The sequence below is a fragment of the Natronospira bacteriovora genome (assembly GCF_030848495.1).
In the GTDB taxonomy this organism is placed as follows: Bacteria; Pseudomonadota; Gammaproteobacteria; order Natronospirales; family Natronospiraceae; genus Natronospira; species Natronospira bacteriovora.
In genome coordinates this window covers 398997-422625 of the sequence record NZ_JAVDDT010000002.1, presented here as the reverse complement: position 1 = coordinate 422625, position 23629 = coordinate 398997, and the positions used below count along the sequence as shown (strand labels likewise).

The window sequence follows — 23629 nt, the reverse complement described above, 5'->3', positions numbered from 1 at the left end:
GGAATCAACGAGGATATCGAAGAATGGCACGCAATCTGCGCAACTATGAAGCTGCACCTGACCTGCTGAAGGACCGGGTCATCCTGGTCACTGGTGCCGGTGATGGTATCGGCCGTGCAGCCGCGCGCACCTTCGCGCGCCACGGCGCCACGGTGATCCTGCTGGGCCGCACCGTGAGCAAGCTGGAAAGTGTCTACGACCAGATCGAGGCGGATGGCAGCCCCACACCGGCGATCTACCCCATGAACCTGCTGGGGGCGAACCTGGAGGATTACCAGGAACTCGCCCAGAAGGTCAATGAAACCTGGGGCCGCCTGGATGGTCTGCTGCATAATGCGGGCATACTGGGCACCCGGGCGCCCATCGACCATTACGACGAGGAAGAGTGGCAGAAAGTCATGCACGTCAACCTGACTGCCCCCTTTGTCATGACCAAGGCCTGCCTGCCCCTGTTGCTGGCTTCGGACGACGCCTCCCTGGTCTTCACCTCCAGTGGCGTCGGTCGCAAGGGCCGGGCATTCTGGGGCGCCTATGCCGTTTCGAAGTTCGGTACCGAAGGCCTGATGGAAACCCTGGCGGATGAGCTCACCAACAAGGAGAACATCCGGATCAACGCCATCAACCCGGGGGCAACCCGCACCGACATGCGGGCAGATGCCTACCCGGCCGAGGACCCGAATGAACTGCTGACGCCGGAAGAGATCATGGGTACCTACCTGTTTCTCTTCGGCCGTGAAAGTCGTGGAATCACCGGAAAATCCTTTGATGCGCAGTGAATACACGCCACCCATCCAGCTTCAAGCAATCAATCGTGGGAAAAACCCACGGGAGGATCAGGGCATTATGAACACCATCCGAAACCGCCGTTTCGTCATCGGCTTGAGCGCCCTGCTGAGCACTGCCTTTCTGCTCAGCGGCTGCTTCAACAGTTCCAGTAACGACGCTGACGACGATTTCAGTGAGTTCTTCCCGGCCACCATGGACTGCGAAAGTGTCGCGGAAGAACCCGAAAACCTTTTTGACCTGGACAACAGTGAAACGCCGCGGATTGATCGTGTTGCCGAGACCCTGAGCCTGGAGGCCAGTGGCGAAGTGATGGCCCCGACCTCGGTTTACAACCGGGTGGTAGCCGAAATGGTAGGCATCACGTCACGTTACCCCGATTCCGCCCACGGCCGCATCAGGAGCTGCCGGCCGCCGAATCGTATCGAAGCCTTCTTTTCGGAAGAAGCCTATGATCGTTTGCTGGCTGGGGAGTACCAAGATTGGGATGAACTGAATGAATTCCTGCGAACCACTTTCACCCTCAACGATGACGAACGCCGGGCGTCACTTCGCTTCGACGGTCGCTACAATACCAATCGCCTGGCAGAGGAATACCTGGCCCTGGACGGGATCATAGAAACCACCCACCGCGAGCCTCCGGCGGATGGTGATGACATCTGTCTTGCCGTTCGCGGTGATTTCCATTTTTACATCTTCCGCCATGGCCTGAATTGTGACGGGGAAAATGACTGTCCGGATGAGCGATTCTTCGCTGTACAGGCCGACTCCTCAGGCAACTTCGAGCAGGTCGGCCACTGGAGCGGCAATGACGAGGCTCCCATGTGGTTTGATAATGCCGAGGATTGCCGGGTATTCCTTTCCGGGCAGGGCAGCTTCTGACCTGTTCGCTTGAAATGAATCAGACTCAAATAAAGGGGCTGCCCCGACAGGGTCAGCCCCTTCTATTTTGCCGTGAGGACAATCAGGGGCTGCGTCGACGACGAGCCCGAAACAGACCAGAAAAAGCAATTAGCAGAAGTGCCGCCAAAAGTGGGTCCCGCTGAGCGAGGCTGCAACCACTTCCCCCCTCCTCCAGCTGAGCAAAGGGCAAGGCCAGATCGGGCCTTGGCAAGGAAACATGAACGCGATTGTCCCCCATGTCCGGATCATTCAGTTCACTGGTGACAGAGACAATCAGCCCCTCGTCCACGGCATCTTCACTGCGCACATCCAGATCCAGCACCACTGCAGCCCCTGCCTGCAGAGAATCGAGTCGACACCGCAATTTTCGCCCCCCATCGATGCAATCCGCATCTGCGGACTCAAGCAGGCGAATTTCCCCACGCACGGGGAGACTGGCCAGCAGCTCGACACCGCCAGCCGGAAATGGCCCGGCGTTCTCTATCTGCACACGAACACGAGCACCTCTAGTCCAGTTACCCATTCTTATGGCCATCGGCGCCTGCAGATTGGCTGTTAATTGGAGGTTCGCCTCCACAATCTCATCCAGGGGCAAGAGTGGCTTGACGATGAAAAGACCATCTTCGATATCCGTGAACACCACGGTACCACTCTCAAACCAGGGGAAATTGCTCCAGGTTCCACGAAACTGGTGCGCGTGCGTACCCGGCTGTGAATCCAGATAGGCATACTCCACCGGACGATCCGGGCGGCTGATGTCGAGAATTCGCAAGCCGCTGGTGTAGTTGCTCTGGTAGAGGAACCCCCCTCGCACATAGTTATTGTGAGCAATCGCGATATCGGGGCTGTAATACTGGTCAGCCACCACCGGATTCCTCAGGTCCGATACATCCCAGACCACGGTTCGGGTTCGGGTATTGTGCGAGCGGGCGTCCATTTCATCATTCAGGTAGAACCAACGTTGGTCTTCGCTCAACCATCCCTGGTGGGTATAGGCCACATTGGGGTAAACGGTACGGCTGATCATTGTTGGGGAAGAATGGTCACTGACGTCCAGAAGGGTCAAGCTGTTCTCATTGCTGTTGAAGCAGACTTCATGCCCGTGAAAATCCTCATCCGGGCCTGAATAGATGACACACTGAGCGTCATGGGTGTATCCGTCACCGCCATATCCCCCGGAAGGCGATGGATTTTGCGGATCAGTGACATCAATGAAATGAGGGCCGCCATTGAAAGTCTGGGAACCCACGGCATAGGCCATGCCCGTTGCAACATTCAGCTCGATGTTGTGGGCATTGCCAAAACCGCTGTAATGGGCATCTTCATCGAAAGTCACCGGGGGATCACTCACATCCCGAAGTCGGCGCAGATCGAAGACCTGCATGCCATGTCCGGCCTCCTCACTCACAATGAACGCATGATCCGCGTACACCTTGGCATCCCGCCATGCCGACCCGGCAGAACCGTCACCCGGCGTTGGTGCCTCGCAGTCATCGTGACACAGCAACTGTGAGCGGGACTTGTCCGGCGACCGGGAGGCTGCCCCACTGCTCACGCTGCGGGTAGGCAGCTGCCCGAGGAAAACGGGATCCGACGGATCGGTGATGTCCACGAAACTCGTGCCGCCGAAACGGCCCACGATGGCATACTCGCGCCCGGTTTCCGGATCCGTCCAGCCCCAGACATCGTTGAACGTGCCGCCACCCAGGCTGGACGCCGGCATGAAGGCCAGCAGATCCACCCGGCTGCAGGGATAAGGCCCTGCCATGCCATCCTCGCATTCAGCACTGAGAAATGCCTGCGCCGAGGCTGGAATGGACAAGGCCAGAGCCAGAAAAGTCGCAATGAGAGCCTTCATACCCCCCCTTCAAGACTACGGTGCAGCGTTCTCGCCACCCAGACGGCCATGCAGATAACTATAGATGAGTGCCGCAATGTACGCCTGTTGCTTGAGGTTCGCCGCACCACCATGGCCGCCTTCAATATTTTCGTAATAGAGCACGTCATGCCCCATTTCCATCATCCTTGCCACCATCTTCCGGGCATGGGCCGGGTGTACCCGGTCATCCCGGGTTGAGGTGGTAAAGAACACCTTGGGATAATCCGCGTCTTCGTGAAGATTGTGATAGGGCGAATACTCGCGGATAAAGGCCCATTCATTCGGATCATCCGGATTCCCGTACTCAGCCATCCAGCTCGCACCAGCCAGCAGCTTGTGATAGCGCTTCATGTCCAGCAATGGGACCTGGCTGACAACCGCGTTGAAGAGCTCCGGCCGTTGAGTGAAAACAGCGCCGACCAGAAGACCGCCGTTGCTGCCGCCCTGGATACCCAGCTGTTCGGCCGTCGTAATGCCCCGCTCGACCAGATCCTCGGCCACGGCAACAAGGTCATCAAAAGCACGCTGACGGTTTTCCTTCAGCGCGGCCTGATGCCATCGCGGCCCGAACTCCCCGCCGCCACGGATGTTGGCCAAAACATAGACATTTCCTTTCTCCAGCCATGAACTGCCGATGATGCCGGAATAAAACGGGGTGCGGGATACTTCAAAGCCACCATAGGCACCCAGCAGAGTCGGCCGGGTATCACCTTCCTTGAGACCATCTGGCTTGACGATGAAATAGGGAATCCGGGTGCCATCTGCCGAACGCGCTTCCAGCTGCTCAACAACCAGGCCTTCCTTGCTGAAACGCTCCGGCTCGGAACGAATCGACTGGTGACTGTCGGCGGCCGCATCGGCCTCATACAGGGTGGAAGGGGTCAGGAAGCCCGTATAGTTATAGAAGAAGCGGTCGCTCTTGTCGTCGGTACTGACCACGTTGATGGTGCCCATGTCCGGAACGGCGAGGCGTTCACGTTTCCACTCCCCCTCCTCTCGACGGAAGGTATAGAGACGACCAATCACATTCTCCAGCACACCAACGATGATGCGATTCTCGGTGGTGCTCACACCCACCAGGGCCTGCGAAACCGTCGGCTGATACACCAGTTCGAATTCGGGCTTGCCCTTGTTGAGGCTCTCCATGCTGGTACTGATCAGGGCACCTTGGGCAAACTGGTGGCTGCCCGTCTTCCAGTCGGATTTCAGCTCTACCAGCAACTGGCCACCCACAATGCCGGCGAGTGCGGCATCATCCGGGATCGGGATGTGATGAGTCTCACCATCCCGGTAGAGATAATAGTGGCGGGTAAAGAACCCTGGCGAACGGACAATCAGGTCATGGGGCGTCTCGCTGTCCCAGACGCGCACACCCGTGACAGCCACATCATCCCGCTCGCCCTCGAATACCAGCTTGGCCTCCTGAACCGGTGTGCCACGCTCCCAGATACGTACCTGGCGCGGATAACCGGAGGTGGTCAGGCTGTCATCACCCCAGTCGGTACCCACGAAGACACTGTCACGATCACGCCAGCTGATCCGGCTCTTGGCCTCCGGCAGCCAATAACCGTCTTTGACGAACTCACGCTTTTCGAGATCGAATTCCCGGCGCACCGCCGCGTCGGCACCCCCGCGGGAAAGCCCGATAATGCAGCGATCATAATCCGGATAGCGGCAACTGGCGCCGGCCCAGACCCAGTTCTCATCCTCGGCTTTCGCCAACTTGTCCACGTCCAGGATGACGTCCCACTCCGGGTCACCTTCACGATAGGCCTCCAGCGTGGCCGTTCGCCAGATACCGCGAACGTGCTGACTGTCACGCCAGAAATTGTAGATGGCGCCACCCATGAGGCTGGGATAGGCGATGCGGTCGTCGGAAGTGACAATTTGCAAAGCCCGCTCGTGCAAGGAATCAAACAGGGGATGCGCCTCCAGATAAGCCAAGGAGCGCTCATTTTGCTTTTCGGCCCAGGCAAGGGCCTGCTCGCCTTCCACGTCTTCCAGCCAGAGATAAGGGTCGTCATTGTCAGCCATTGCGGGCAACACCAGAATCATTGCAGTGAGAAAGAAGAAAAGCAGGGACAGGCGCTTGCTCATCGTTCAGCTCCGGTAAGAGGTCGGGTCAATCCGCCTGATTGTATCGACAATGACTGCGGAGTTCACAGTCATCACACAGTGGCCTTGGTCGACAGACTCGATTGCCGTGCCGAACGATCAGGGCGTGCAACTCATTGAAAGTCTTCACATCCGGCCCCAGGCGGGATTCCACCCAGGCCCGGAGGCTTTCATAATCATGACCGGAATCTATCAGGCCGGTTCGCTCAAACAGACGAAAGGTGTAGGCATCCACCACGAAAACAGGCCGGTGAAAGGCATAGAGCAGAATATCATCACCTGTTTCCGGCCCCACCCCCTTGATGGATAGGAGTTCCCGGCGAAGCACGCCAGTATCCTGCTGCCGCAGCCGCTCGAAGCCGCCCGCACCCACATACCAGCGACAGAGATTGCGCAGCCGACCAGCCTTGATATTGTAATAGCCGGATGGGCGTATCAGTTGTGCCAGCCTCGTTTCCGGCATACCAAGGATTGTACCGGCATCCAGTGCTTCGGCTTGATGGAGATTATGGATGGCCTTTTCCACGTTGACCCAGGCGGTGTTCTGGGTGAGCACGGCGCCCACCATGACCTCGAAGGGGCCACCCTGGCATGGCCACCAACCCTGGGGGCCGTGCTGTCGCAAGAGCCAGCTGAACAGCTTTCTGAGGTCCGGCTCCCTCTCTCTCACGCTCTTCCCCCCGCTCGATGCATCGGCAAGATACTGGAACGTGACTCGGAATCGGGATTGCAGTACTCTGATCCGCCATGAACAACCCGATCCGAAAATTCCTGAAGCGCCGCCGCCAGAAATCGGCGGTTCGTGCCTTCCATCAATTCCCGATTGAATCGGGTGACGTGGTTATTGACGGGGGCGCCAACTACGGGCGTATTACCCTGCGACTCATTGGCTGCGGAGCGCAGATCAAGGCCTTCGAACCCAACCCGGTCGCTTTCAAACATCTGAACCGGGCATTCGGTGAGCACCCCCAGGTGGAATGCATTCCCAAGGGCCTTTCTGACCAAAACGGCCAGGCAACACTCTACCTGCACCGTCGTCACCAGGAACACGGACTGCACTATTCCGAAGCCTCCTCCCTGATCGCCGACAAGAAAAACGTGGACAAGGATCAGGGTGTGGAAATTGAACTGGTGGATATTGCCGATGTGGTGGAATCCGCCGGCGAACGGATCCGCCTGCTCAAACTGGATATCGAAGGCGGCGAATACGCGGTGCTTGAGCGCCTTCTGGACACGGGTCTCATCCACCGGATCGACCAGGTATTCTGCGAAACGCACGAGAGCAAGATCCCCTCCATGCGCCAGGCGACCCGGAAATTGCGTCGGCGTCTGGCGGATGAGGAGATCCATCACGTCAATCTCGACTGGGTCTAGCCTCCCTAGCCGCGCCGCGACCCACCCTGGCCAGGCGTCCTCTTGCCGTTTTCTCTTTTCCGGCCAGTACCCGCTCGCGCCCCCTTTTTTGCCCGGGAATCCCGTGACGGACGGGAGTGCTGTTTTTCCGGTGCCTCTGCCAAGGGCGCATCCGCTTCCAGGCCGGCCGCATCCATCAAGCCACGGATTTCGCCGGCCTTGAGATCCCGCCAATGTCCGCGGGGCAGGTCCGGGGGCAGGCTGACCGGCCCGTATCGCACCCGCACCAGACGGCTGACCGTTACGCCGACGGCCTCGAACAGGCGACGCACTTCCCGATAGCGGCCTTCCCGGAGGATGACGTGAAACCACTGGTTGCTGCTGCCGCCACCCGCCTGGGTAATGGATTCGAAGCGTGCCGGACCATCGTCTAGCACCACGCCGCGAATCAGGCGTTCAATGGCCTCGTCACTGATCTCTCCCCAGATACGGACTGCATACTCGCGGACCAACTGGCGGGAGGGATGCATCAGGCGTGCTGCCAGCTGCCCATCGGTGGTCAGGACCATCAGGCCGGAGGTATTGTAATCCAGCCGGCCAACCGCCACCCAGCGGCCGCGGCGAAGACGCGGCAGCTGCTCGAAAACCGTGGGGCGACCCTCGGGATCCTTGCGAGTGGTAATCTCGCCGATGGGCTTGTGGTAAAGGATGACCCGACGCTCAGGCATCATCCCGGCGTCCAGACTCAGGGTATTGCCGTCCAGCGTCAGGTGATCCCCTTCCCCGGCCTGATCACCCAGACCGGCCGGTCGGCCATTGATCAGAATCCGGCCCGCCGTGATCCAGCCTTCGATCTCCCGCCGCGAACCGTAGCCGGCATTGGCCAACAGCTTCTGGATACGCTGGCGCGGCAGTGTCTCAGTGGCCGGAACGTCCTCGTTCGGCAACGTCTTCCCCGTCCGGCTCGCGGTCGGCTTCCTCGTCGCCTTCTTCGGCGGATGCTTCGGACCCGGCCCCTTGCGTCTCTTCGGCTTCGCCCCGGGTTTCGAGGCGGTCTTCTTCGTCCTGCGTTTGCTCATCGGCGTCCTCGAAATCCAGTTCTTCGCCGCCATTCCCTTCTTCGAAGGCAGCTTCCTCAAATGGGTCTTCGCTGGCAACCTGGCCCAGGTGACGTTCATCCACACTGTCACCCTGCTCGGCGTCTTCAATGATGCCGTCCTCGGCACCCTCCACTGCTTCGTTTGATGCTCCGGCATCCTGTCCGGTGCCCTCGCTCGATGCCTCCGGGCGACCCTCATCCGCATCGTTGTCGAGCTCCAGCTCGACGTTGATGCTGTCGATGTCACGAATCTCGGCCAGGGTCGGCAGTTCATCCAGGCTCTTGAGCCCGAAATAGTCCAGAAATTCCCGGGTGCTGCCAAACATGGCCGGCCGACCCGGTACATCACGGTGGCCCACCACCTTGATCCATCCCCGCTCCTGCAGGGTACGGATAATGGAGCTGGACACACTCACACCCCGCACCTCTTCGATCTCACCCCGGGTAATGGGCTGGCGATAGGCAATCAGCGCCAGAGTCTCCAGCAGGGCCCGGGAATAGCGAGTGGGTCGTTCCTCCCACAGGCGGGACACCCAGTCCGAAACCTTTTCGCGCACCTGGATGCGGAAGCCACTGGCCACCTGACGCAGCTCCATGGCACGATCTTCGTAATCGGCCTGTAGCGCCTGAATGGCCTGACGAAGGCGATTCCTGTCCGGACGCTCATCGTCCTGAAACAGCCCCTCCAGTTCTTCCAGGCGAACGGGACGGGCCGCCGCCAGGAGCGCCCCTTCGATAATGGTCTTCAGTCGGTGCAGCTCCTGATCGCCGCGATCAGATCCGGAAACCGTGTCCACCCCACTGTCGGATGTCTGTGCCTCCATCGGATCCTCAGCCATGACGATCTCCCCCACCGGCCGCGCCGACTTCTTCATCCCCGTCCTCGCGCGGCTCCTCAACCGCATCCTCAGCTGACGTTTCCTCAGCCAGTACCTCATCCTGCGAATCTCCCTCGGTGGCCGATGTGCGCACGCGCACATGAATGGGGGCGTACGATTCCGCCTGAACAATCTCGATCAGACGCTCCTTCACCAGTTCCAGCACGGCCATGAAGGTCACCACCACTCCCATGCGCCCTTCGTTTCCGGGGAAGAGGCTGGCGAAGGGCCGGAAACGACCGCCTTCCAGGCTGCTGAGTACCTCGGACATGCGCTGCCGTACGGAGAGCGCTTCCCGCTGAACGTGATGATGCTGGAACATGTCGGCCCGACGCAGCACTTCCTTGAAGGCGTAGATCAGTTCCTTGAGAGTGACTTCCGGCACCATCTGAACCACCCGGCGCCCGACCAGCTCACCTTCGGCCTGGAAGAAGTCCCGTTCCATGCGCGGCATGGCATCGATATCCTCGGCCGCGGTCTTGTATCGTTCATACTCCTGGAGGCGACGGATGAGCTCAGCACGCGGATCGCCCTCGTCGTCTTCATCGTCGCTCACCGGACGTGGCAACAGCATGCGCGACTTGATTTCGGCCAGCATGGCGGCCATGACCAGATACTCGGCGGCCAGCTCAAGACGCAGTTCCTTCATCAAGTCCACGTACTGCATGTACTGGCTTGTGATCTGCGCGATGGGGATATTGCAGACGTCCAGGTTCTGACGCTTGATCAGGTACAGCAGGAGATCCAGCGGCCCCTCGAACGCCTCCAGAAAGACCTCAAGGGCGTCCGGGGGAATGTAGAGATCCTTGGGCAGATTGGTATAGGGCTCGCCATGAACCAGTGCGAAAGGCATCTCTTCCTGAGCGGCCTGCACACCCTCATGCTCTCCGGCCTTTTCCAGGTCACCCTGGCCGGCAACCTCATGAGCGGCTTCCATGGCCCTGTCCCTGCCCTGTGCTTCGCCTTCCTGACTGTTCATGTCATCACCGCTCACCGGTATTGCAACCCCATGGCCTGACGTACCTCATCCAGGGTCTCCCGGGCTTCTGCCCTGGCCTTTTCACAGCCCTCCTGGATGATTCCCCTCACCGTATCCGGATCGTTCTCGTATTCCCTGGCCCGCTCCTGGATAGGCTCCAGCTCCTTGCGCACGGCGTCGATGACCGGGCCCTTGCATTCCAGACAGCCGATACCAGCCGTGGTGCAGCCCTTCTGAACCCACGCACGGGTGTCCTCATCGGAATACACCTTGTGAAAATCCCAGACGGGGCATTTCTCCGGCGTACCCGGATCCGAGCGCCGCACACGTGCCGGGTCTGTGGGCATGCGACGAATCTTCTCTTCCACCGAATCCAGTGATTCGCGCAATTCAATGGTGTTGCCATAGGACTTGGACATCTTCTGCCCATCCAGCCCCGGCATCTTGGGGGTTTCGGTCAGCCTGGCTTCCGGCTCCACCAGAATTTCCCGACCACCGCCTTCCAGGTAACCGAACAGCCGTTCACGGTCTCCCTTGGTGATATTCTGCTGGCTGTCCAGCATGGCACGTGCCACTTCAAGGGCTTCCTCGTCACCCTGCTCCTGCCAGCGCTTGCGCATGTCATTGAACAATCGTGCATTCTTCTTGCCAGTCTTTTTTAGCGCCGTCTCTGCCCTGGCTTCGAAATCCGGCTCGCGCCCGAAGATATGGTTGAAGCGCCGGGCCACTTCCCGGGTGATCTCCACATGAGCGACCTGATCTTCCCCCACCGGGACCACCCCCGGCTTGTACATGAGAATATCCGCGCTCTGCAGCAAGGGATAACCCAGGAAGCCGTAGGTGGACAGATCCCTCTCCTTGAGCTTTTCCTGCTGATCCTTGTAGGTGGGCACACGCTCCAGCCACGACAGGGGCGTGATCATGGACAGCAGCAGATGCAGCTCGGCGTGCTCCGGCACCCGGGACTGGATGAACAGCGTCGAGGAGCCCGGATTGAGCCCCGCGGCCAGCCAGTCGATGACCATATCCCAGGCCCGTTCGGAAATATCGCCGGTTTCCTCGTAGTGCGTGGTCAGGGCATGCCAGTCGGCAACGAAGAAGAAGCAATCATATTCATGCTGCAAACGAACCCAGTTCTTCAGGGCGCCGTGATAATTGCCCAGATGCAGACGACCGGTGGGTCGCATGCCGGAAACAATCCGGTTGTTCGGTCCACTGGAGGAAACCAAGACAATGCTCCTCGTTCAAGTCTCTGATTTGATGAAATAAAGCGGCCTGACCGGCGAAAGCCGAGGCGAACCCGGCATTATACGTTGACGCCCGGCCCGGGGTGTAGCCGTCTGTCCACTCAGGGCTGAAATACGCCGGGATCGCCCCGTCCCTGCCGCAAAACCCGCGGAGGCCCGTCCGACAGATCCACCACCGTGCTCGGTTCGAGGCCGCAATTGCCGCCATCAATGACCAGATCCACGTGGTGCTCGAGCCGGTCCCGAATGTCCTCGGGGTCGCTCAGGGGAATTTCATCACCGGGCAGGAGCAGGGTCGAACTGAGAATCGGCTCACCATGCTCTTCCAGCAAAGCGCGCACAATGGCGTTATCGGGCACCCGGATACCGATGGTCTTGCGCTTGGGGTTCTGCAGGCGCCGGGGCACTTCGCCCGTGGCCTTGAGAATGAAGGTATAGGGCCCCGGGGTATGGGCCTTGAGCAGGCGAAAGACCACATTGTCCACGCGCGCATAGTTGCCGATCTCCGACAGGTCACGGCAGACCAGGGTCAGATTGTGATCCTTGTCCACCTGGCGAAGCCACTGGATGCGCTCCACCGCCGGCTTGGCATCCAGCATGCAGCCCAGGGCGTAGATGGAATCCGTGGGATAGGCGATCACGCCGCCATCCCGCAGGATCCGAACCGCCTGGCGAATCAGCCGTGGCTGCGGATCGACCGGGTGAATCTGGAAATACTGGCTCATCGCAAAACCCCTGCGGCTGCTTGCCCCATACCCGCCACGAATCCGGCCGGGTGACTCTCAATCGTAACACGCAGCGGATCGGGAAACGGACCAGGGGGCTGCTACGCGCACCTGAGCGAGAGCCGGGGAAGCAAGCTGTGGTAGGCTTTGTCCCCATTCACGGCCCCTTGACCCCGAACCCGGTGGGAGCATGAATCATGTGGTATGTCATCGTCGGTCATGATCAGATGGACAGCATGGCCGCCCGTCAGGAGGCACGCCCGGCGCACCTGGCCCGCCTGAAGGCCCTGCTGGATGAAGGGCGCCTGCTCGTTGCCGGCCCCTGCCCCCGTGACGATGCCCCTGCGCCGGGGCCATCCGGCATCAGCGGCAGTGTGATCATTGCCGAATTCGACAGCCTGGAGTCCGCACGCGAATGGGCGGATGAAGATCCATATCTGGCGGCCGGTGTTTACGATTCGGTGGAGGTTCGCCCCTTCATCAAGGCCCTGCCCTGAAATTGCCGAGATCCGCAGACAAGAGCAGGTGACGGGATCATGTCAGCGCCTGTGAAAGCCATCACAGAAAGTGACATCAATCCATGAACGACAGCAACGACAATCGAATACAGATCATTCGCGAACGCCTTGAAGCGGCTCTTTCGCCCGAGCAGATCCATATCCGGGACGACAGTCACCTCCATGTGGGGCACCCCGGAGCGCGAGATGGTCGCGGGCACTTTCATGTTCACATCATTGCATCCGCTTTCCAGGGGCAGAAAACACTGGCTCGGCACCGGATGGTCTTCGACGCCCTTGGTGAGCTGATGGAGACGGACATTCATGCCCTGCAGATCGATGCCCAAACACCGGACAACAGCTGAACACGTTTTCTTAATGCTCATTCAATGCCCATGACGACGCAAAACGAGGGAATCATGAAAAAACTGCTAGTCAGCCTGACCGCAAGCTCCCTGTTCCTTGTCGCCGCCTGCGGTGACACAGACCGGGAGGGTGACGATTACCGCGACCTGGGCGGCGACACGCTTGCCACCGTGAATGGTGAAGCCGTCTCCGAAGAGCTGCTGAATGCTTTCATTGCCCAGTATCCCAACGTGGATCCCGCCAGCATACCGACAGAACAGCGCGATCAGCTTGCGGATCACATCATCAACCTGGTTCTTCTGACGGCTGAAGCCGAACGTCGCGGTCTGTCCCGGGATCCGGAAGTTCGTGCAGCGATCGCGCTGGAGCGGATGCAAACGCTGGCCGACCGCATGATTCGCCAACTGGAAGAAGACGAGCCGGTCAGCGACGAAGAAATCCAGGCTCTTTACGATGAACGCTTCGGTGACGTACGAGAGTATCGCGCCTCACACATTCTGGTGGACGATGAAACGCTGGCCAATGAGCTGCTTGCCCGCGTGCAGGCCGGTGAGGATTTCGCCGATCTGGCCACTGAATACTCACGGGATGGCTCGGCAACCGATGGCGGTGACCTGGGCTGGTTCAATGCCGATCAGATGGTGCCCCCCTTCGCGGAGGCGGTTCGCCGCACCGAGGTTGGTACTGTTCGCGATGAAGTGGTCGAGACCAATTTCGGCTGGCACCTGGTGAAGGTGGTGGACAGTCGCGATGGTGACGCGCCGGCCATGGAGGAGGTACGCGAAGATCTGGTCAACCGCATTCGTCAGGAGAAGGTACAGCGGTATGTCTCCGAACTGCGCGAGAACGCGGAAGTTGAAAAGCACTGAACAAACGGTGCAGAACGAGAATGCCTGATACAAGACGGCGGCCACATGGCCGCCGTTTTTTCTTCATCGTGGAAAAGCGGGGTGTCAGAGACGCAGGCTGCTGTGCCCGCGACGTTCCTGGTATTCCTCGATCAGAACCTGAAGGGCGGCAAAGCGGTCTCGGGCGCCCGCCTTGTCGATGGGGCCGGCACGAGCAGCCGCGCGAACATGAATGATGGAACGCTGCGGTGGGAAGTAGAACTCGACCTCATCCACCACTGACTGGGGTTCAAAGAAGAAATCCTCGCCATCACGGGCCACGGTGCCAGTGAACTCCACTCGCAGATAATTGCGGTGGCTGGACACCACACGCGCACCAGGAAAACCCTGCACGATGGCTGCCAGGGTCGAGCGAGCCTCACGCCGGGCCTGGGAATATTCCAGATAATCCACCCGTGAAGCCTCATGCTCGTCCGCATGACTGGACAGGCAGGTTCGGTGATCGGCACAGGGCGGCAGCTCCCCTTCACGGATACCGTAGGGGGGCAGCTGGGTTCCCGCACAGCCGGCCAGCACGATGGCCAGTGCCGGTGTCAGCCTCCTGAATGACCGATGCCTCAAGCGTCTTCCTCCTGCCCCACGGGGACAGTCAGCAAGGATATCTGCCAAGTGTGCTGTGATCGACACATTTAGGCAAGCCCGCCGCACTCAAGCCAGGAGGCGCTCCAGCCCGGCCTGGTCAAGAATCTCGACACCGAGCTTTTCCGCCTTGGCCAGTTTCGAGCCGGCCGATTCGCCCGCCACCAGGTAATCGGTCTTGCCCGATACACTTCCGGTGACCTTGCCTCCGGCCGCTTCGATTCTCTCTTTCGCCTCTTCCCGTGTCATTGACGGCAGCGTCCCGGTGAGCACGAAGGTCTTGCCCGCGAGCGCCCCGTTACCACCTTGATGGCCGAAACGACGACGATCCTGGCTCCAGTGGATACCCCACTCCATGAGGCATCGCTCCACCTGGCGCAAATCCGACCACAAACCATGCTCGCTCAGTGCGCTGGCGACGCCTTCAAGGCTGCGTGCGACCTGCCCTTCCGGCTGATTCAGGCGGTCATCCGCCATTGCGGCAAAATCCTCAATTCGTTCGAAATGCTGATCCACATACTCAGCGCCCTTCTTGCCGATACCCTTCAGGCCAAGCGCCGTGAGCAGGTTCCGAAGAGTCAGCGAGTGTACGAAATCTGCCGCGAAATCCCCCTCGTCCTGCAGTTCGATCGGCCATTCGCCCTGGAAAAGTCTATCCACTTCCCCGGCATTGCCTTGATCCTCGAAGAAATCGCGGATATGACCGGCCACACCGCGTCCCACATCCGGAACCAGCAGGAGGAGCGGCAACGGCGCCCGACGGAAATGTTCGAAACGACCGAAACACCGCATCAGGGTCTTCGCCAGAGTGGCACCCACGGTGGGAATCCCCAGGGCATGTACGAAACGCGCGGCATTGACCTTTCGCTTCTGGGCAATCTCGTCCAGCAGCTTCTCCACCGAACGCTCGCCGAAGCCTTCCAGCTCACGCATGGCCTCCTCATGCCGGTAAAGGCGAAAAATATCCGAGGGGCGCCGCACCCACTCCAGCTCGAAAAAGCGCTGCAGACTCTTCTCACCCAGCCCTTCGATGTCCAGCGCACCCCGGGAGACAAAGTGGCGCAGGGTTTCAAGCTGCTGGGCCGCGCAGTTCATTCGGCCAGTGCAGCGATGAGCAGCCTCTCCTTCTTCCCGGACAACCTCCGAGTTGCATACCGGACAATGTGCGGGGAAACCGATTTCTCTGGCATTCGCCGGGCGGCGATCGGGCACCACGGCCACCACTTCCGGAATGACGTCGCCGGCACGCCGGACGATGACCGTATCGCCAATGCGGATGTCCTTGCGCCGAATCTCGTCCAGGTTATGCAGTGTCGCATTGCTGACCGTGGCACCACCGACGAAAACCGGCTCCAGCCGGGCCACCGGGGTAATGGCGCCGGTGCGGCCCACCTGGAATTCCACATCCCGCAATATGGTGGTCTTCTCCTGAGCAGGAAACTTCTGTGCCAGGGCCCAGCGCGGCGCCCGCGATACCTGCCCAAGGCGCCCCTGCCAGTCACGACGATCGACCTTGTAAACCACGCCGTCGATGTCGTAGCCGAGGGATTCCCGCCGCTTGAGCATGTCTTCCTGATATGCCAGGCAGGCCTTCACACCTTTCAGTCGTTGGCCTTCCGGCGACACCGGAAGGCCCCAGTCGGCCAGTGCGCGAATGATGGCGGACTGGGTGTCCGGCAGCGTACCTCCGGCATGATGACCAGTCCCGTAACAGAAGATTTCCAGCGGTCGCTTGCGGGCAATGCGGACATCCAGCTGTCGGACACTGCCGGCTGCCGCATTGCGCGGATTGACGAAGGTCTTCTCTCCCCGCTTGCGCTGGGCCCGATTCAATCGCTCGAAACCTTCATGGGTCATGAAGATCTCACCCCGGGCTTCCAGGCGATCCGGGTAGCCGCGGCCCTTCAGGCTCAGGGGTACCGCCTGTATGGTTCGCACGGTGTGGGTCACATCCTCGCCGGTCTCACCATCACCCCGCGTGGCGGCCCGTACCAGCTCGCCCTTCTCGTACAGCAGGCTGACCGCCAGACCGTCCAGCTTGGGTTCTGCGTAATAATCAATGGCATCAGACTCGCCAAGGCGCTCGCGCACCCGCCGATCAAAGGCTTCCAGGTCGCTCACCTCGAAACCGTTCTCCAGCGAGAGCATGGGCATTTCATGGCGAACCGGCGTGAAGGCACTATCGGCCTGGCCACCCACCCGCCGGGTGGGTGAATCCGGATCCTGCAGATCGGGAAATTCCGCTTCCAGCGCCTGCAGTTCCGCCATCAGGCTGTCGTACTCGGCGTCTGGGATTTCGGGTTCATCAAGGATGTAGTAGCGATGATCATGGTGGCGAATCTGCTCACGCAGTTCCGCAACCCGGAGGGCAGCGTCCTGTCGGGGTCGACTCATGCCTCAGCTCCCGCGACGATCGCTGCCGAGCTGCCGGTGCAGGCGCTCGAATTCCGTGATCTGCTCTTCAATATGACCGGCTCGCTGACGTGAAAAGGCATTGCGTGCTTCATCACGGAGCTCCCCCCCGAGGGTCTCGGCCAGCTGGCGGGCCAGGCCCAGCATTTCCCTGAAGGCATCCACACCGGGCCAGGGGCCGGGTAATACGGCAAACAGGGTCACCCCGCGATAAAGTGTCTGCTCCATGGCCTCGTAATCGAACTGCCCCGGTTCGACCACGTTGGCGACGCTGAACAGCAGGGACGGCCGGCCATCGCTGGCACGCTCGGTGCGATGGAAAATGTCGTACTGACCGTGGCGGCAACCATTATCTTCCAGCTGGCTGCGCAGCAAGGCGCCATCGAGGCCGTCCTGCCCAACGGCAAGAACATGCAGGGAGACGATCTTCTGGGAGCCCGGATCAAAGCCTTTCAGCGCTTCAGCCGCCGGATCGTCTTCATGTGCCGATTCAGGCGGCGCATCGACAGCTTCCGCTGCCTCCGGCTCATCGGCCGCTCGATCACCGGCGAGACTACCCAGGCCAGCGGACAGACGCCGGCGAATACCGGCCAGCCGTTCCTCGGCCTGGCGCCGGAAATCCGGACCGGGTGACGATTGCTCGGCGCTACGGCGTGGCGGGGCCTGAACCCGGGTCTCGGACGGCGGCTCATGCCTGTCATGGCCTGTCGCGCGCGGCCGCTCGGGCCGGATGCTGGGCAGCTCATCCCCTTCCAGTTTCGGCCGCCCCCGTCCAGGCCGGGTCGACCCCGGATGACGGCTTGAACCACCGATATCCGGGTAGGATCCCCCACTCTCCCCTCGCCGGGCCTGCCAGCGGGTGAAGAGGTAGACGGCCACCACCAGGACAACGGCAATGACGATCAGGGCGAGTCGCAGTTCCGGCATGGATGTTTCGCCTTCTGTCTTGAGTTGGAGGGGCCCCCTGACTCAGGCCAGGGGCACCTTGTCCGCAACGCCGGCCGGCTCAGGCCGACGCCATTTCCACGGCCTCGTCCACATCCACCGAGACCAGGCGCGAGACGCCCGGCTCGTTCATGGTGACACCCAGCAGCTGGTTGGACAGCTCCATGGTGATCTTGTTGTGGGTAATGAAGATGAACTGGACCCGCTCGCTCATCTCCTTCACCAGGGCACAGAAGCGGCCCACATTGGCATCGTCCAGCGGCGCATCCACCTCGTCCAGCATGCAGAACGGTGCCGGGTTGAGTTCGAAGATGGAAAACACCAGTGCCACGGCGGTCAGAGCCTTTTCACCGCCGGACAGGGCACTGATACTGCTGTTGCGCTTGCCCGGAGGGCGCGCCATTACCGCCACACCGGCATCCAGCAAATCCTCGCCTGTCATCTCCAGGTAGGCGTGGCCACCACCGAAGAGGCGCGGGAAGGTTTCCTTGAGGCCGCTGTTGACCTTGTCGAAGGTCTCCTTGAAGCGGGTCCGGGTCTCGCGGTCGATCTTGCGGATGGCCGCTTCCAGGGTCTCCAGGGCTTCGGTGAGATCATCGAACTGGGCGTCCAGGTACTGCTTGCGCTCCGACTGCTCGCGGAACTCGTCAATGGCCGCCAGGTTGATATTGCCCAGACGAGCGATGCGCCGCTCCACACCTTCCAGGGATTCGGCCCAGTCGCGTACGTTCGCCTCTTCCGGAAGTCCCGCCTTGACCTGCTCCAACGTCGTCTCCAGCTCTTCCAGCTGCTCCACCAGAGTCTCGCGCCGGACCCGGGCTTCCTGACTCTCGAGCCGCAGCTTTTCCAGGTCCTCACGCAGTTCGGCGGCCTTCTTCTCGTGCTCGACGCGCTGCTTCTCCTTCTCGCGGATCTCGGCGTCGATGGTCTCCATCTGGCGCCGTGCCTGCCCCAGCTCTTCATCCACCTGCTTGCGACGTTCCAGCAGCGTCTCCAGCTGCTCTTCATGCTCACCGACGGGGTCGACATGGGCTTCCAGATTGTCGCTCAGGGCCGTACGACGCGCGCTGAGGTCCTCAAGCTGGGCCTGCATGCGCTCCAGGCTGCGCTGGGTTGAGTCCAGGCTGGAACGCCGCGCTTCCACCTTGAGAGCCAGTTCATGGGCGGCATCCCGGTCTTCCCGGGCCTGACGCCGTGCGGCCTCCAGTTGTTCGCGAAGCCCGTCACGCTCTTCTTCCAGGCCGCGTCGTTCACTTTCGCCGGCCTGCATGGAATCCACCGCCGACTCCAGCTCTCCACGGGTCTGCTTGAGCTGGGTATTCTGTTCGTCGATCTGCTGCTCCAGCTCGGCAATCTCCGCGGCCAGCTTCTCGCGCCGCTCATTGGCCTGATCGATGCGGGAGGTCAGGGCTTCCAGGCGGGCGTCCAGGTCGGCGTTGCTGCGATGCAGCTGGTTGAACTCGCGCTGCATGTCTTCAAGCGCGCCTTCCTTCTCCTTGAGACCGCCTCGAGCCGCCTCAAGGGACTCGGTCAGCTGTTCGCATTCTTCCTCAAGCGCCTGGTGGCGTGCCTGCAGCTGCTTGAGCGTCTGCTCACGCTCCAGGACACCGGCTTCCTCGTCTTCACTGCGGGTTACCCGCAGCCATTCACGGCCCAGCCAGGTGCCGTCCGGGCAGATGACTGACTCGCCTTCACGCAAATCTGCCCGCAGGCGATTTCCTGCCTCCACGCTCTCGGCGACCCGCACGCCGGCAAGGAACTCGCCCAGGACGGCCGGCCCCTGCACTTTTTCGGCCAGGCTGCCGCTGGCACCCGCAACGCGGCCGGATGCGGTCACCAGACCTACGGAACCGCGCTCCAGGCTCGGCAACTCATCCAGGGCCAGGGCCATTTCGTCCACCGTGACCGCTTCCAGGTGATGGGCCAGAACCGTTTCAACGGCCCGCTCCCAGCCACTCTCCACCTGAATGCGTTCGGCCAGGCGCGGACGCTGCTCCAGACCCTGTCGGGCCAGCCAGTCCGCGCTCTCACCTCCGTCCTTCTTCAGGGCCGCCTGTTGCAGCGCCTCCAGGGAGCTGATGCGGCCACTCAGTGACTGCAGCTCCTGGCGCCGTTCATGCAGGCGACGGCCCAGGTCGCGATCCTCCCCGCGACTGGCCTCCAGGGCTTCCCGGGCGCTGTCTAGCTGCTCGGCGATGGCTTCCTGCCGTTCCCCCTGGCGGCTGCGCTCCTCGCGCAGTTCTTCCTGCTGGCCCTGCATGGCCTGGGTGGAGAGCTGCTCCTTTTCCTGACGCAGCTTCTCGACCCGCTCCATGCTGCGCCGGATCTGGCTCTCCATGTGCTCGATTCGGGTGCGGCCCACTTCGGCGGTCTGCTGGCGCTCCCCGGCCTGACGGCTGAAGCGGTCCCAGCGCTCCTGCCAATCGTTCATCTTCGCTTCCGCCTGCTCCTGGGCCACCGCCGACTGCTCGGCCGCCTCGCGCAGTCGCTCCAGGCCAGGCTCCATTTCCTCCAGGCCGGCACGGGTCTCGCTCAGGTGCTCCTCGTCCCGACGGATGTGGCTGCGCGTCTGTTCCAGGGCGTGTTCGGCGCGCTCCAGATCTTCCACCTGGCGCTGGCGCAGTTCACGGGCGTGCTGTATGGCCTGCTCGACCCGGCTGATCTCCGCGCCGGTGCTGTAATAGCGTGCCTGCACCGAATTGAAGGATTCGCTGGCCTCGGCCTGGCGCTCACGTTCGGCTTCGAGATCCTTTTCCAGGCTGCGCTGGTGACTGATCTCCGCCTGCATGCGGTTCTCAATCTCCGCCAGGCGCCGGTCCTGACTTTCCAGCCCCCCATCCAGATCACCGATCCGCAGCGCCAGCAACTGGGCCCGCAGCTCGCGTTCCTCGCCCTTCAGGGCCTTGTACTTCTCGGCCGTGCGCGCCTGCCGGTCCAGGTGGTTCAGCTGCTTTTCCACTTCCTCGCGCAGATCACTGAGGCGATCCAGGTTCTCGCGGGTATGGCGGATGCGGTTCTCCGTCTCCCGGCGCCGTTCCTTGTACTTGGAAATCCCGGCCGCCTCTTCCAGGAAGACCCGCAGTTCCTCGGGCTTGGCTTCAATCAGGCGACTGATCATGCCCTGCTCGATGATGGCGTAGCTGCGCGGACCCAGGCCGGTACCGAGGAAGATGTCCTGAATGTCCCGGCGGCGACAGCGGGAACCGTTCAGGTAATAACTGGAGGTGCCATCACGGGAGACCTGCCGGCGCACGGAAATCTCGTTGTAACCGGCATACTGCCCGCCCACGCTGCCATCGGAGTTGTCGAAAACCAGCTCGATGGAGGCCGTGCCAACCGGCTTGCGGCTGGTGGAGCCGTTGAAGATCACGTCCGCCATGGAGGCACCGCGCAGATGTTTTGCGGAGGTTTCCCCCATGACCCAGCGCACGGCGTCAATCACGTTGGACTTGCCGCAGCCGTTGGGGCCAATGATGCCGGTCAGCGCGGTGGGAAAGGTGATGGTCGTCGGATCCACGAAGGACTTGAATCCGGCCAGTTTGATCTTGCTCAGTCGCATGAATGTTCCGTATTCCAGAATGGGATAGACGGGACCGGCACCAGGCCGTCCCGGGTCAGTCGGTTCGGTACCGGACGCCCCCTTGGACGATGCAGTATCGTATCCGGGGCATTGTAAAGTAAACGCGGCTCGGGTTTAATCCGCATCCGCCCGACGGGGCGCCGGCCACCGGCGCCACCGGCCCCAAAGGCCGAGACACCGAGAATGGAGCCACGCCAATGAGTACGCTGCCCAGCAAGACCCTGGAAACCTTCGAAAATCCGCGTCCGGGGCGGGATTTCACCATTCGCATGGAAATCCCGGAGTTCACCTGCCTGTGCCCGAAGACGGGACAGCCGGATTTTGCCACCATTGAGCTGGCCTATGTGCCGGATCAGCTGTGCGTGGAACTGAAATCCCTCAAGCTCTACATCTGGTCCTTCCGCGACGAAGGCGCCTTCCACGAAGACATTACCAACCAGATCATGGACGATATTGTCGCGGCCATCCAGCCGAAGTTTCTCCGCGTGACCGGCGATTTCAACGTTCGGGGCGGCATCTGGACCAAGGTCATCGCTGAGCACCGCGCGCCCGGCTGGACAGCGCCGGAAGCGGTCGACCTGCCCTGAGCCGGCAGCATCTTGCCCACTCAGGTGACTTGCTTGCGCGACCCTGACGGTTTCTGTATAACCTGCCTCTGATCAGAGCAAGGCCAGCATCCGGCCTGTTGTGGGCCAGGTGCCGAAGGCATTCAACAGCCTGCCGCATGGGAGAGGGGCCATGGCCGCAAGCAAGAAGACAAGCCGCAAGAAGACCGCCAAGAAGACCTCTGCATCCAGGAAAAAGGCCACGAAAAAGACCGTGACTAAGAAAACCGCATCCAAGAAGACGGCCAGCAAGAAGGCGAGCAAGAAGAAAACCGCCGGCAAGAGCACGGTTGCTTCCGCTGCCGGCTTCAAGCCCTATGAGCCGAAGAAGGGCGAGGAGTACATGGGGGAGGCGCAGAAGGAGCACTTCCGCGAGATCCTTCTGGCCTGGAAACGGGAGCTGATGGAAGAAGTGGACCGGACCGTGCATCACATGCAGGACGAAGCCGCCAACTTCCCGGACCCCAGCGACCGCGCCACCCAGGAATCCGAATTCAGTCTTGAGCTGCGGGCCCGTGACCGGGAGCGCAAGCTGATCAAGAAGATCGATGAGTCCCTGCAGGCCATCAAGGACGACGATTACGGTTTCTGCCACTCCTGTGGCATCGAGATCGGCATTCGTCGCCTGGAAGCACGCCCCACCGCGACGCTGTGCATCGACTGCAAGACCCTCGACGAAATCCGCGAAAAACAGATGATCGGCTGATGTGTCGGCCGGCCCCGCGAGGGGCCGGCCTGTCCTCGCCATGCCATCCGACAAATCCCGCGCAAGACAGTCCGCCGACGGCCGTTTCGCCCCCTCGCCCACCGGTCCACTGCATTTCGGCTCCCTGCTGGCCGCCACCGCCAGTTACCTCCAGGCCCGAAGCCAGGGCGGACACTGGTACCTTCGGATTGACGACATCGACCCGCCACGGGAAGCCCCCGGTGCCCGTGATGACATCCCGCGGGTACTCGAGGCTTTCGGTTTCCAGTGGGATGGCCCCATCCGCTACCAGTCGCAACACCTGGCGCAATACCACGCCGCCATCCGCCAGTTGCTCGACGCGGGCCTCGCCTATCCCTGTGCCTGCACACGCCGGGAGATCCGAGAGCAGGGCCGTCAAGGCCCGGATGGGCCGATCTATCCGGGCACCTGCCGACATGGTCTTGCCCCAGGACGCGAGGGCCGGGCCATCCGAGCCCTGACCAGAAATGCCCGAATTCGCTTTCAGGATGCCCTCCAGGGCACGATCGACACCGACCTTGAGGCCAACATGGGTGATTTCGTGATTCGGCGCGCAGACGGTCTGGTGGCTTATCATCTGGCCGCCGCGGTGGACGACGGCAGCGATGACATCGGAGAGGTCATTCGAGGGATCGATCTACTGCCCAGCACCCCGCGACAGATCCATCTCATGCAGCAACTGGGCCTGGTAGCGCCACGTTACGGCCACATTCCACTGGCCCTGAGTCCCGGTGGACAGAAGCTGAGCAAGCAGACCGGCGCCCTGCCACTGGATCCCAGCCAGCCGGGCCCGCAGCTGTTCCAGGCCTTGCGCCACCTGCGTCAGGCACCACCCGATCATCTCGCCCGGGCCAGCCTGCCCGAGATCTGGCAATGGGCCTTCAGCCATTGGCAAATGAAGGCGCTGGCGGGTCAGGATCGAACCGGTGAGGCCGTTGCCGTGGCATCCGATTACCAGCCCGGACACTGATCCTTGCAGTTACTGCCACAGCCGGTAAGCTCAAACAGGAGAAAGCGCGCCTCGCACTTCATCCGATTCTCGCCACAGG

At 61.3% G+C, this 23629-nt stretch carries 21 protein-coding genes; 9 read left to right on the top strand and 12 right to left on the bottom strand.

All coding sequences use genetic code 11. The features are described from left to right. The first annotated feature begins 23 nt into the window (after positions 1–23). Together RBH19_RS04735 and RBH19_RS04730 are read left to right on the top strand one after the other, a co-directional pair. Positions 24–776 (top strand): YciK family oxidoreductase, encoded by a 753-nt coding sequence (locus RBH19_RS04735; protein ID WP_346433171.1) that lies wholly within the window; start codon positions 24–26, stop codon positions 774–776. Between the two features lie 67 nt (positions 777–843). Beyond that, complete coding sequence (locus RBH19_RS04730) at positions 844–1665, top strand: hypothetical protein (protein ID WP_306727660.1); 822 nt, start codon at positions 844–846, stop codon at positions 1663–1665. An 82-nt stretch (positions 1666–1747) separates the two neighbouring features. On the opposite strand, the gene RBH19_RS04725 is transcribed toward RBH19_RS04730, so the two are convergent. From RBH19_RS04725 to RBH19_RS04715, 3 genes are read right to left on the bottom strand one after another with little or no spacing between them, the layout of a single operon-like run. Further along, positions 1748–3544, bottom strand: coding sequence for a choice-of-anchor B family protein (locus tag RBH19_RS04725; RefSeq protein ID WP_306727659.1), 1797 nt, complete (start codon positions 3542–3544; stop codon positions 1748–1750). A gap of 15 nt (positions 3545–3559) precedes the next feature. Beyond that, complete coding sequence (locus tag RBH19_RS04720) at positions 3560–5662, bottom strand: prolyl oligopeptidase family serine peptidase (protein WP_306727658.1); 2103 nt, start codon at positions 5660–5662, stop codon at positions 3560–3562. Between the two features lie 25 nt (positions 5663–5687). Next, complete coding sequence (locus tag RBH19_RS04715) at positions 5688–6350, bottom strand: endonuclease III domain-containing protein (protein WP_374728959.1); 663 nt, start codon at positions 6348–6350, stop codon at positions 5688–5690. 77 nt (positions 6351–6427) lie between these two features. On the opposite strand from RBH19_RS04715, the gene RBH19_RS04710 reads away from it, so the two are divergent. Next, on the top strand, positions 6428–7054 hold the full coding sequence (locus RBH19_RS04710; RefSeq protein ID WP_306727657.1) for an FkbM family methyltransferase: 627 nt from the start codon (positions 6428–6430) through the stop codon (positions 7052–7054). A gap of 5 nt (positions 7055–7059) precedes the next feature. Here RBH19_RS04710 and rluB read toward each other — a convergent pair whose 3' ends face one another. The 5 genes from rluB to RBH19_RS04685 form a co-directional block, all read right to left on the bottom strand. Then, positions 7060–7980 (bottom strand): 23S rRNA pseudouridine(2605) synthase RluB, encoded by a 921-nt coding sequence (gene rluB / locus RBH19_RS04705; RefSeq protein WP_306727656.1) that lies wholly within the window; start codon positions 7978–7980, stop codon positions 7060–7062. Continuing rightward, positions 7952–8971 (bottom strand): SMC-Scp complex subunit ScpB, encoded by a 1020-nt coding sequence (scpB, locus tag RBH19_RS13635; RefSeq protein WP_374728958.1) that lies wholly within the window; start codon positions 8969–8971, stop codon positions 7952–7954. Before scpB ends, rluB begins: the two co-directional genes overlap by 29 nt. Continuing rightward, positions 8964–9947: a segregation and condensation protein A gene (locus RBH19_RS04695; protein WP_445353965.1), complete on the bottom strand. Its 984-nt coding sequence runs from the start codon at positions 9945–9947 to the stop codon at positions 8964–8966. Before RBH19_RS04695 ends, scpB begins: the two co-directional genes overlap by 8 nt. A gap of 53 nt (positions 9948–10000) precedes the next feature. Next, positions 10001–11218 (bottom strand): tryptophan--tRNA ligase, encoded by a 1218-nt coding sequence (locus RBH19_RS04690; RefSeq protein WP_306727655.1) that lies wholly within the window; start codon positions 11216–11218, stop codon positions 10001–10003. Positions 11219–11337: 119 nt separating this feature from the next. Further along, positions 11338–11961, bottom strand: coding sequence for an L-threonylcarbamoyladenylate synthase (locus RBH19_RS04685; RefSeq protein WP_306727654.1), 624 nt, complete (start codon positions 11959–11961; stop codon positions 11338–11340). Positions 11962–12158: 197 nt separating this feature from the next. Between RBH19_RS04685 and RBH19_RS04680 the strand changes: the two genes are divergently transcribed. The 3 genes from RBH19_RS04680 to RBH19_RS04670 all read left to right on the top strand — a co-directional run bounded on the left by RBH19_RS04680 (position 12159) and on the right by RBH19_RS04670 (position 13693). Then, positions 12159–12458, top strand: a complete 300-nt coding sequence (locus tag RBH19_RS04680) for a YciI family protein (RefSeq protein ID WP_306727653.1) — start codon at positions 12159–12161, stop codon at positions 12456–12458. 83 nt (positions 12459–12541) lie between these two features. Next, the gene (locus RBH19_RS04675; protein ID WP_306727652.1) at positions 12542–12823 is read left to right on the top strand and encodes a BolA family protein; all 282 of its coding nucleotides are present in this window, start codon (positions 12542–12544) and stop codon (positions 12821–12823) included. A gap of 54 nt (positions 12824–12877) precedes the next feature. Next, the gene (locus RBH19_RS04670; RefSeq protein WP_306727651.1) at positions 12878–13693 is read left to right on the top strand and encodes a foldase protein PrsA; all 816 of its coding nucleotides are present in this window, start codon (positions 12878–12880) and stop codon (positions 13691–13693) included. 84 nt (positions 13694–13777) lie between these two features. On the opposite strand, the gene RBH19_RS04665 is transcribed toward RBH19_RS04670, so the two are convergent. The 4 genes from RBH19_RS04665 to smc all read right to left on the bottom strand — a co-directional run bounded on the left by RBH19_RS04665 (position 13778) and on the right by smc (position 21227). Next, positions 13778–14293 (bottom strand): DUF1499 domain-containing protein, encoded by a 516-nt coding sequence (locus RBH19_RS04665; protein WP_306727650.1) that lies wholly within the window; start codon positions 14291–14293, stop codon positions 13778–13780. A gap of 87 nt (positions 14294–14380) precedes the next feature. Beyond that, on the bottom strand, positions 14381–16705 hold the full coding sequence (gene ligA, locus RBH19_RS04660; protein WP_306727649.1) for an NAD-dependent DNA ligase LigA: 2325 nt from the start codon (positions 16703–16705) through the stop codon (positions 14381–14383). 3 nt (positions 16706–16708) lie between these two features. Then, on the bottom strand, positions 16709–17650 hold the full coding sequence (gene zipA / locus RBH19_RS04655) for a cell division protein ZipA (protein ID WP_306727648.1): 942 nt from the start codon (positions 17648–17650) through the stop codon (positions 16709–16711). Between the two features lie 79 nt (positions 17651–17729). Next, on the bottom strand, positions 17730–21227 hold the full coding sequence (smc, locus tag RBH19_RS04650; RefSeq protein WP_306727647.1) for a chromosome segregation protein SMC: 3498 nt from the start codon (positions 21225–21227) through the stop codon (positions 17730–17732). 218 nt (positions 21228–21445) lie between these two features. On the opposite strand from smc, the gene queF reads away from it, so the two are divergent. The 3 genes from queF to gluQRS all read left to right on the top strand — a co-directional run bounded on the left by queF (position 21446) and on the right by gluQRS (position 23550). Continuing rightward, the gene (queF, locus tag RBH19_RS04645; protein WP_306727646.1) at positions 21446–21835 is read left to right on the top strand and encodes a preQ(1) synthase; all 390 of its coding nucleotides are present in this window, start codon (positions 21446–21448) and stop codon (positions 21833–21835) included. Positions 21836–22067: 232 nt separating this feature from the next. After that, positions 22068–22559, top strand: coding sequence for an RNA polymerase-binding protein DksA (gene dksA, locus RBH19_RS04640; RefSeq protein WP_374728962.1), 492 nt, complete (start codon positions 22068–22070; stop codon positions 22557–22559). 40 nt (positions 22560–22599) lie between these two features. Beyond that, a complete protein-coding gene (gene gluQRS, locus RBH19_RS04635) occupies positions 22600–23550 on the top strand; it encodes a tRNA glutamyl-Q(34) synthetase GluQRS (RefSeq protein WP_306727645.1) in 951 nt (316 codons plus the stop codon). Positions 23551–23629: the final 79 nt, after the last annotated feature.

What these genes read in the sequence shown, in the direction of transcription:
- RBH19_RS04675 (WP_306727652.1), top strand. Translation starts at nt 12,542, where the DNA reads ATGAACGACAGCAACGACAATCGAATACAGATCATTCGCGAACGCCTT.
- smc (WP_306727647.1), bottom strand. Translation starts at nt 21,227, where the DNA reads ATGCGACTGAGCAAGATCAAACTGGCCGGATTCAAGTCCTTCGTGGAT.
- RBH19_RS04680 (WP_306727653.1), top strand. Translation starts at nt 12,159, where the DNA reads ATGTGGTATGTCATCGTCGGTCATGATCAGATGGACAGCATGGCCGCC.
- RBH19_RS04725 (WP_306727659.1), bottom strand. Translation starts at nt 3,544, where the DNA reads ATGAAGGCTCTCATTGCGACTTTTCTGGCTCTGGCCTTGTCCATTCCA.
- RBH19_RS04730 (WP_306727660.1), top strand. Translation starts at nt 844, where the DNA reads ATGAACACCATCCGAAACCGCCGTTTCGTCATCGGCTTGAGCGCCCTG.
- ligA (WP_306727649.1), bottom strand. Translation starts at nt 16,705, where the DNA reads ATGAGTCGACCCCGACAGGACGCTGCCCTCCGGGTTGCGGAACTGCGT.
- RBH19_RS04670 (WP_306727651.1), top strand. Translation starts at nt 12,878, where the DNA reads ATGAAAAAACTGCTAGTCAGCCTGACCGCAAGCTCCCTGTTCCTTGTC.
- scpB (WP_374728958.1), bottom strand. Translation starts at nt 8,971, where the DNA reads ATGGCTGAGGATCCGATGGAGGCACAGACATCCGACAGTGGGGTGGAC.
- gluQRS (WP_306727645.1), top strand. Translation starts at nt 22,600, where the DNA reads ATGCCATCCGACAAATCCCGCGCAAGACAGTCCGCCGACGGCCGTTTC.
- RBH19_RS04710 (WP_306727657.1), top strand. Translation starts at nt 6,428, where the DNA reads ATGAACAACCCGATCCGAAAATTCCTGAAGCGCCGCCGCCAGAAATCG.
- RBH19_RS04720 (WP_306727658.1), bottom strand. Translation starts at nt 5,662, where the DNA reads ATGAGCAAGCGCCTGTCCCTGCTTTTCTTCTTTCTCACTGCAATGATT.
- RBH19_RS04735 (WP_346433171.1), top strand. Translation starts at nt 24, where the DNA reads ATGGCACGCAATCTGCGCAACTATGAAGCTGCACCTGACCTGCTGAAG.
- queF (WP_306727646.1), top strand. Translation starts at nt 21,446, where the DNA reads ATGAGTACGCTGCCCAGCAAGACCCTGGAAACCTTCGAAAATCCGCGT.
- zipA (WP_306727648.1), bottom strand. Translation starts at nt 17,650, where the DNA reads ATGCCGGAACTGCGACTCGCCCTGATCGTCATTGCCGTTGTCCTGGTG.
- RBH19_RS04695 (WP_445353965.1), bottom strand. Translation starts at nt 9,947, where the DNA reads ATGGAAGCCGCTCATGAGGTTGCCGGCCAGGGTGACCTGGAAAAGGCC.
- RBH19_RS04685 (WP_306727654.1), bottom strand. Translation starts at nt 11,961, where the DNA reads ATGAGCCAGTATTTCCAGATTCACCCGGTCGATCCGCAGCCACGGCTG.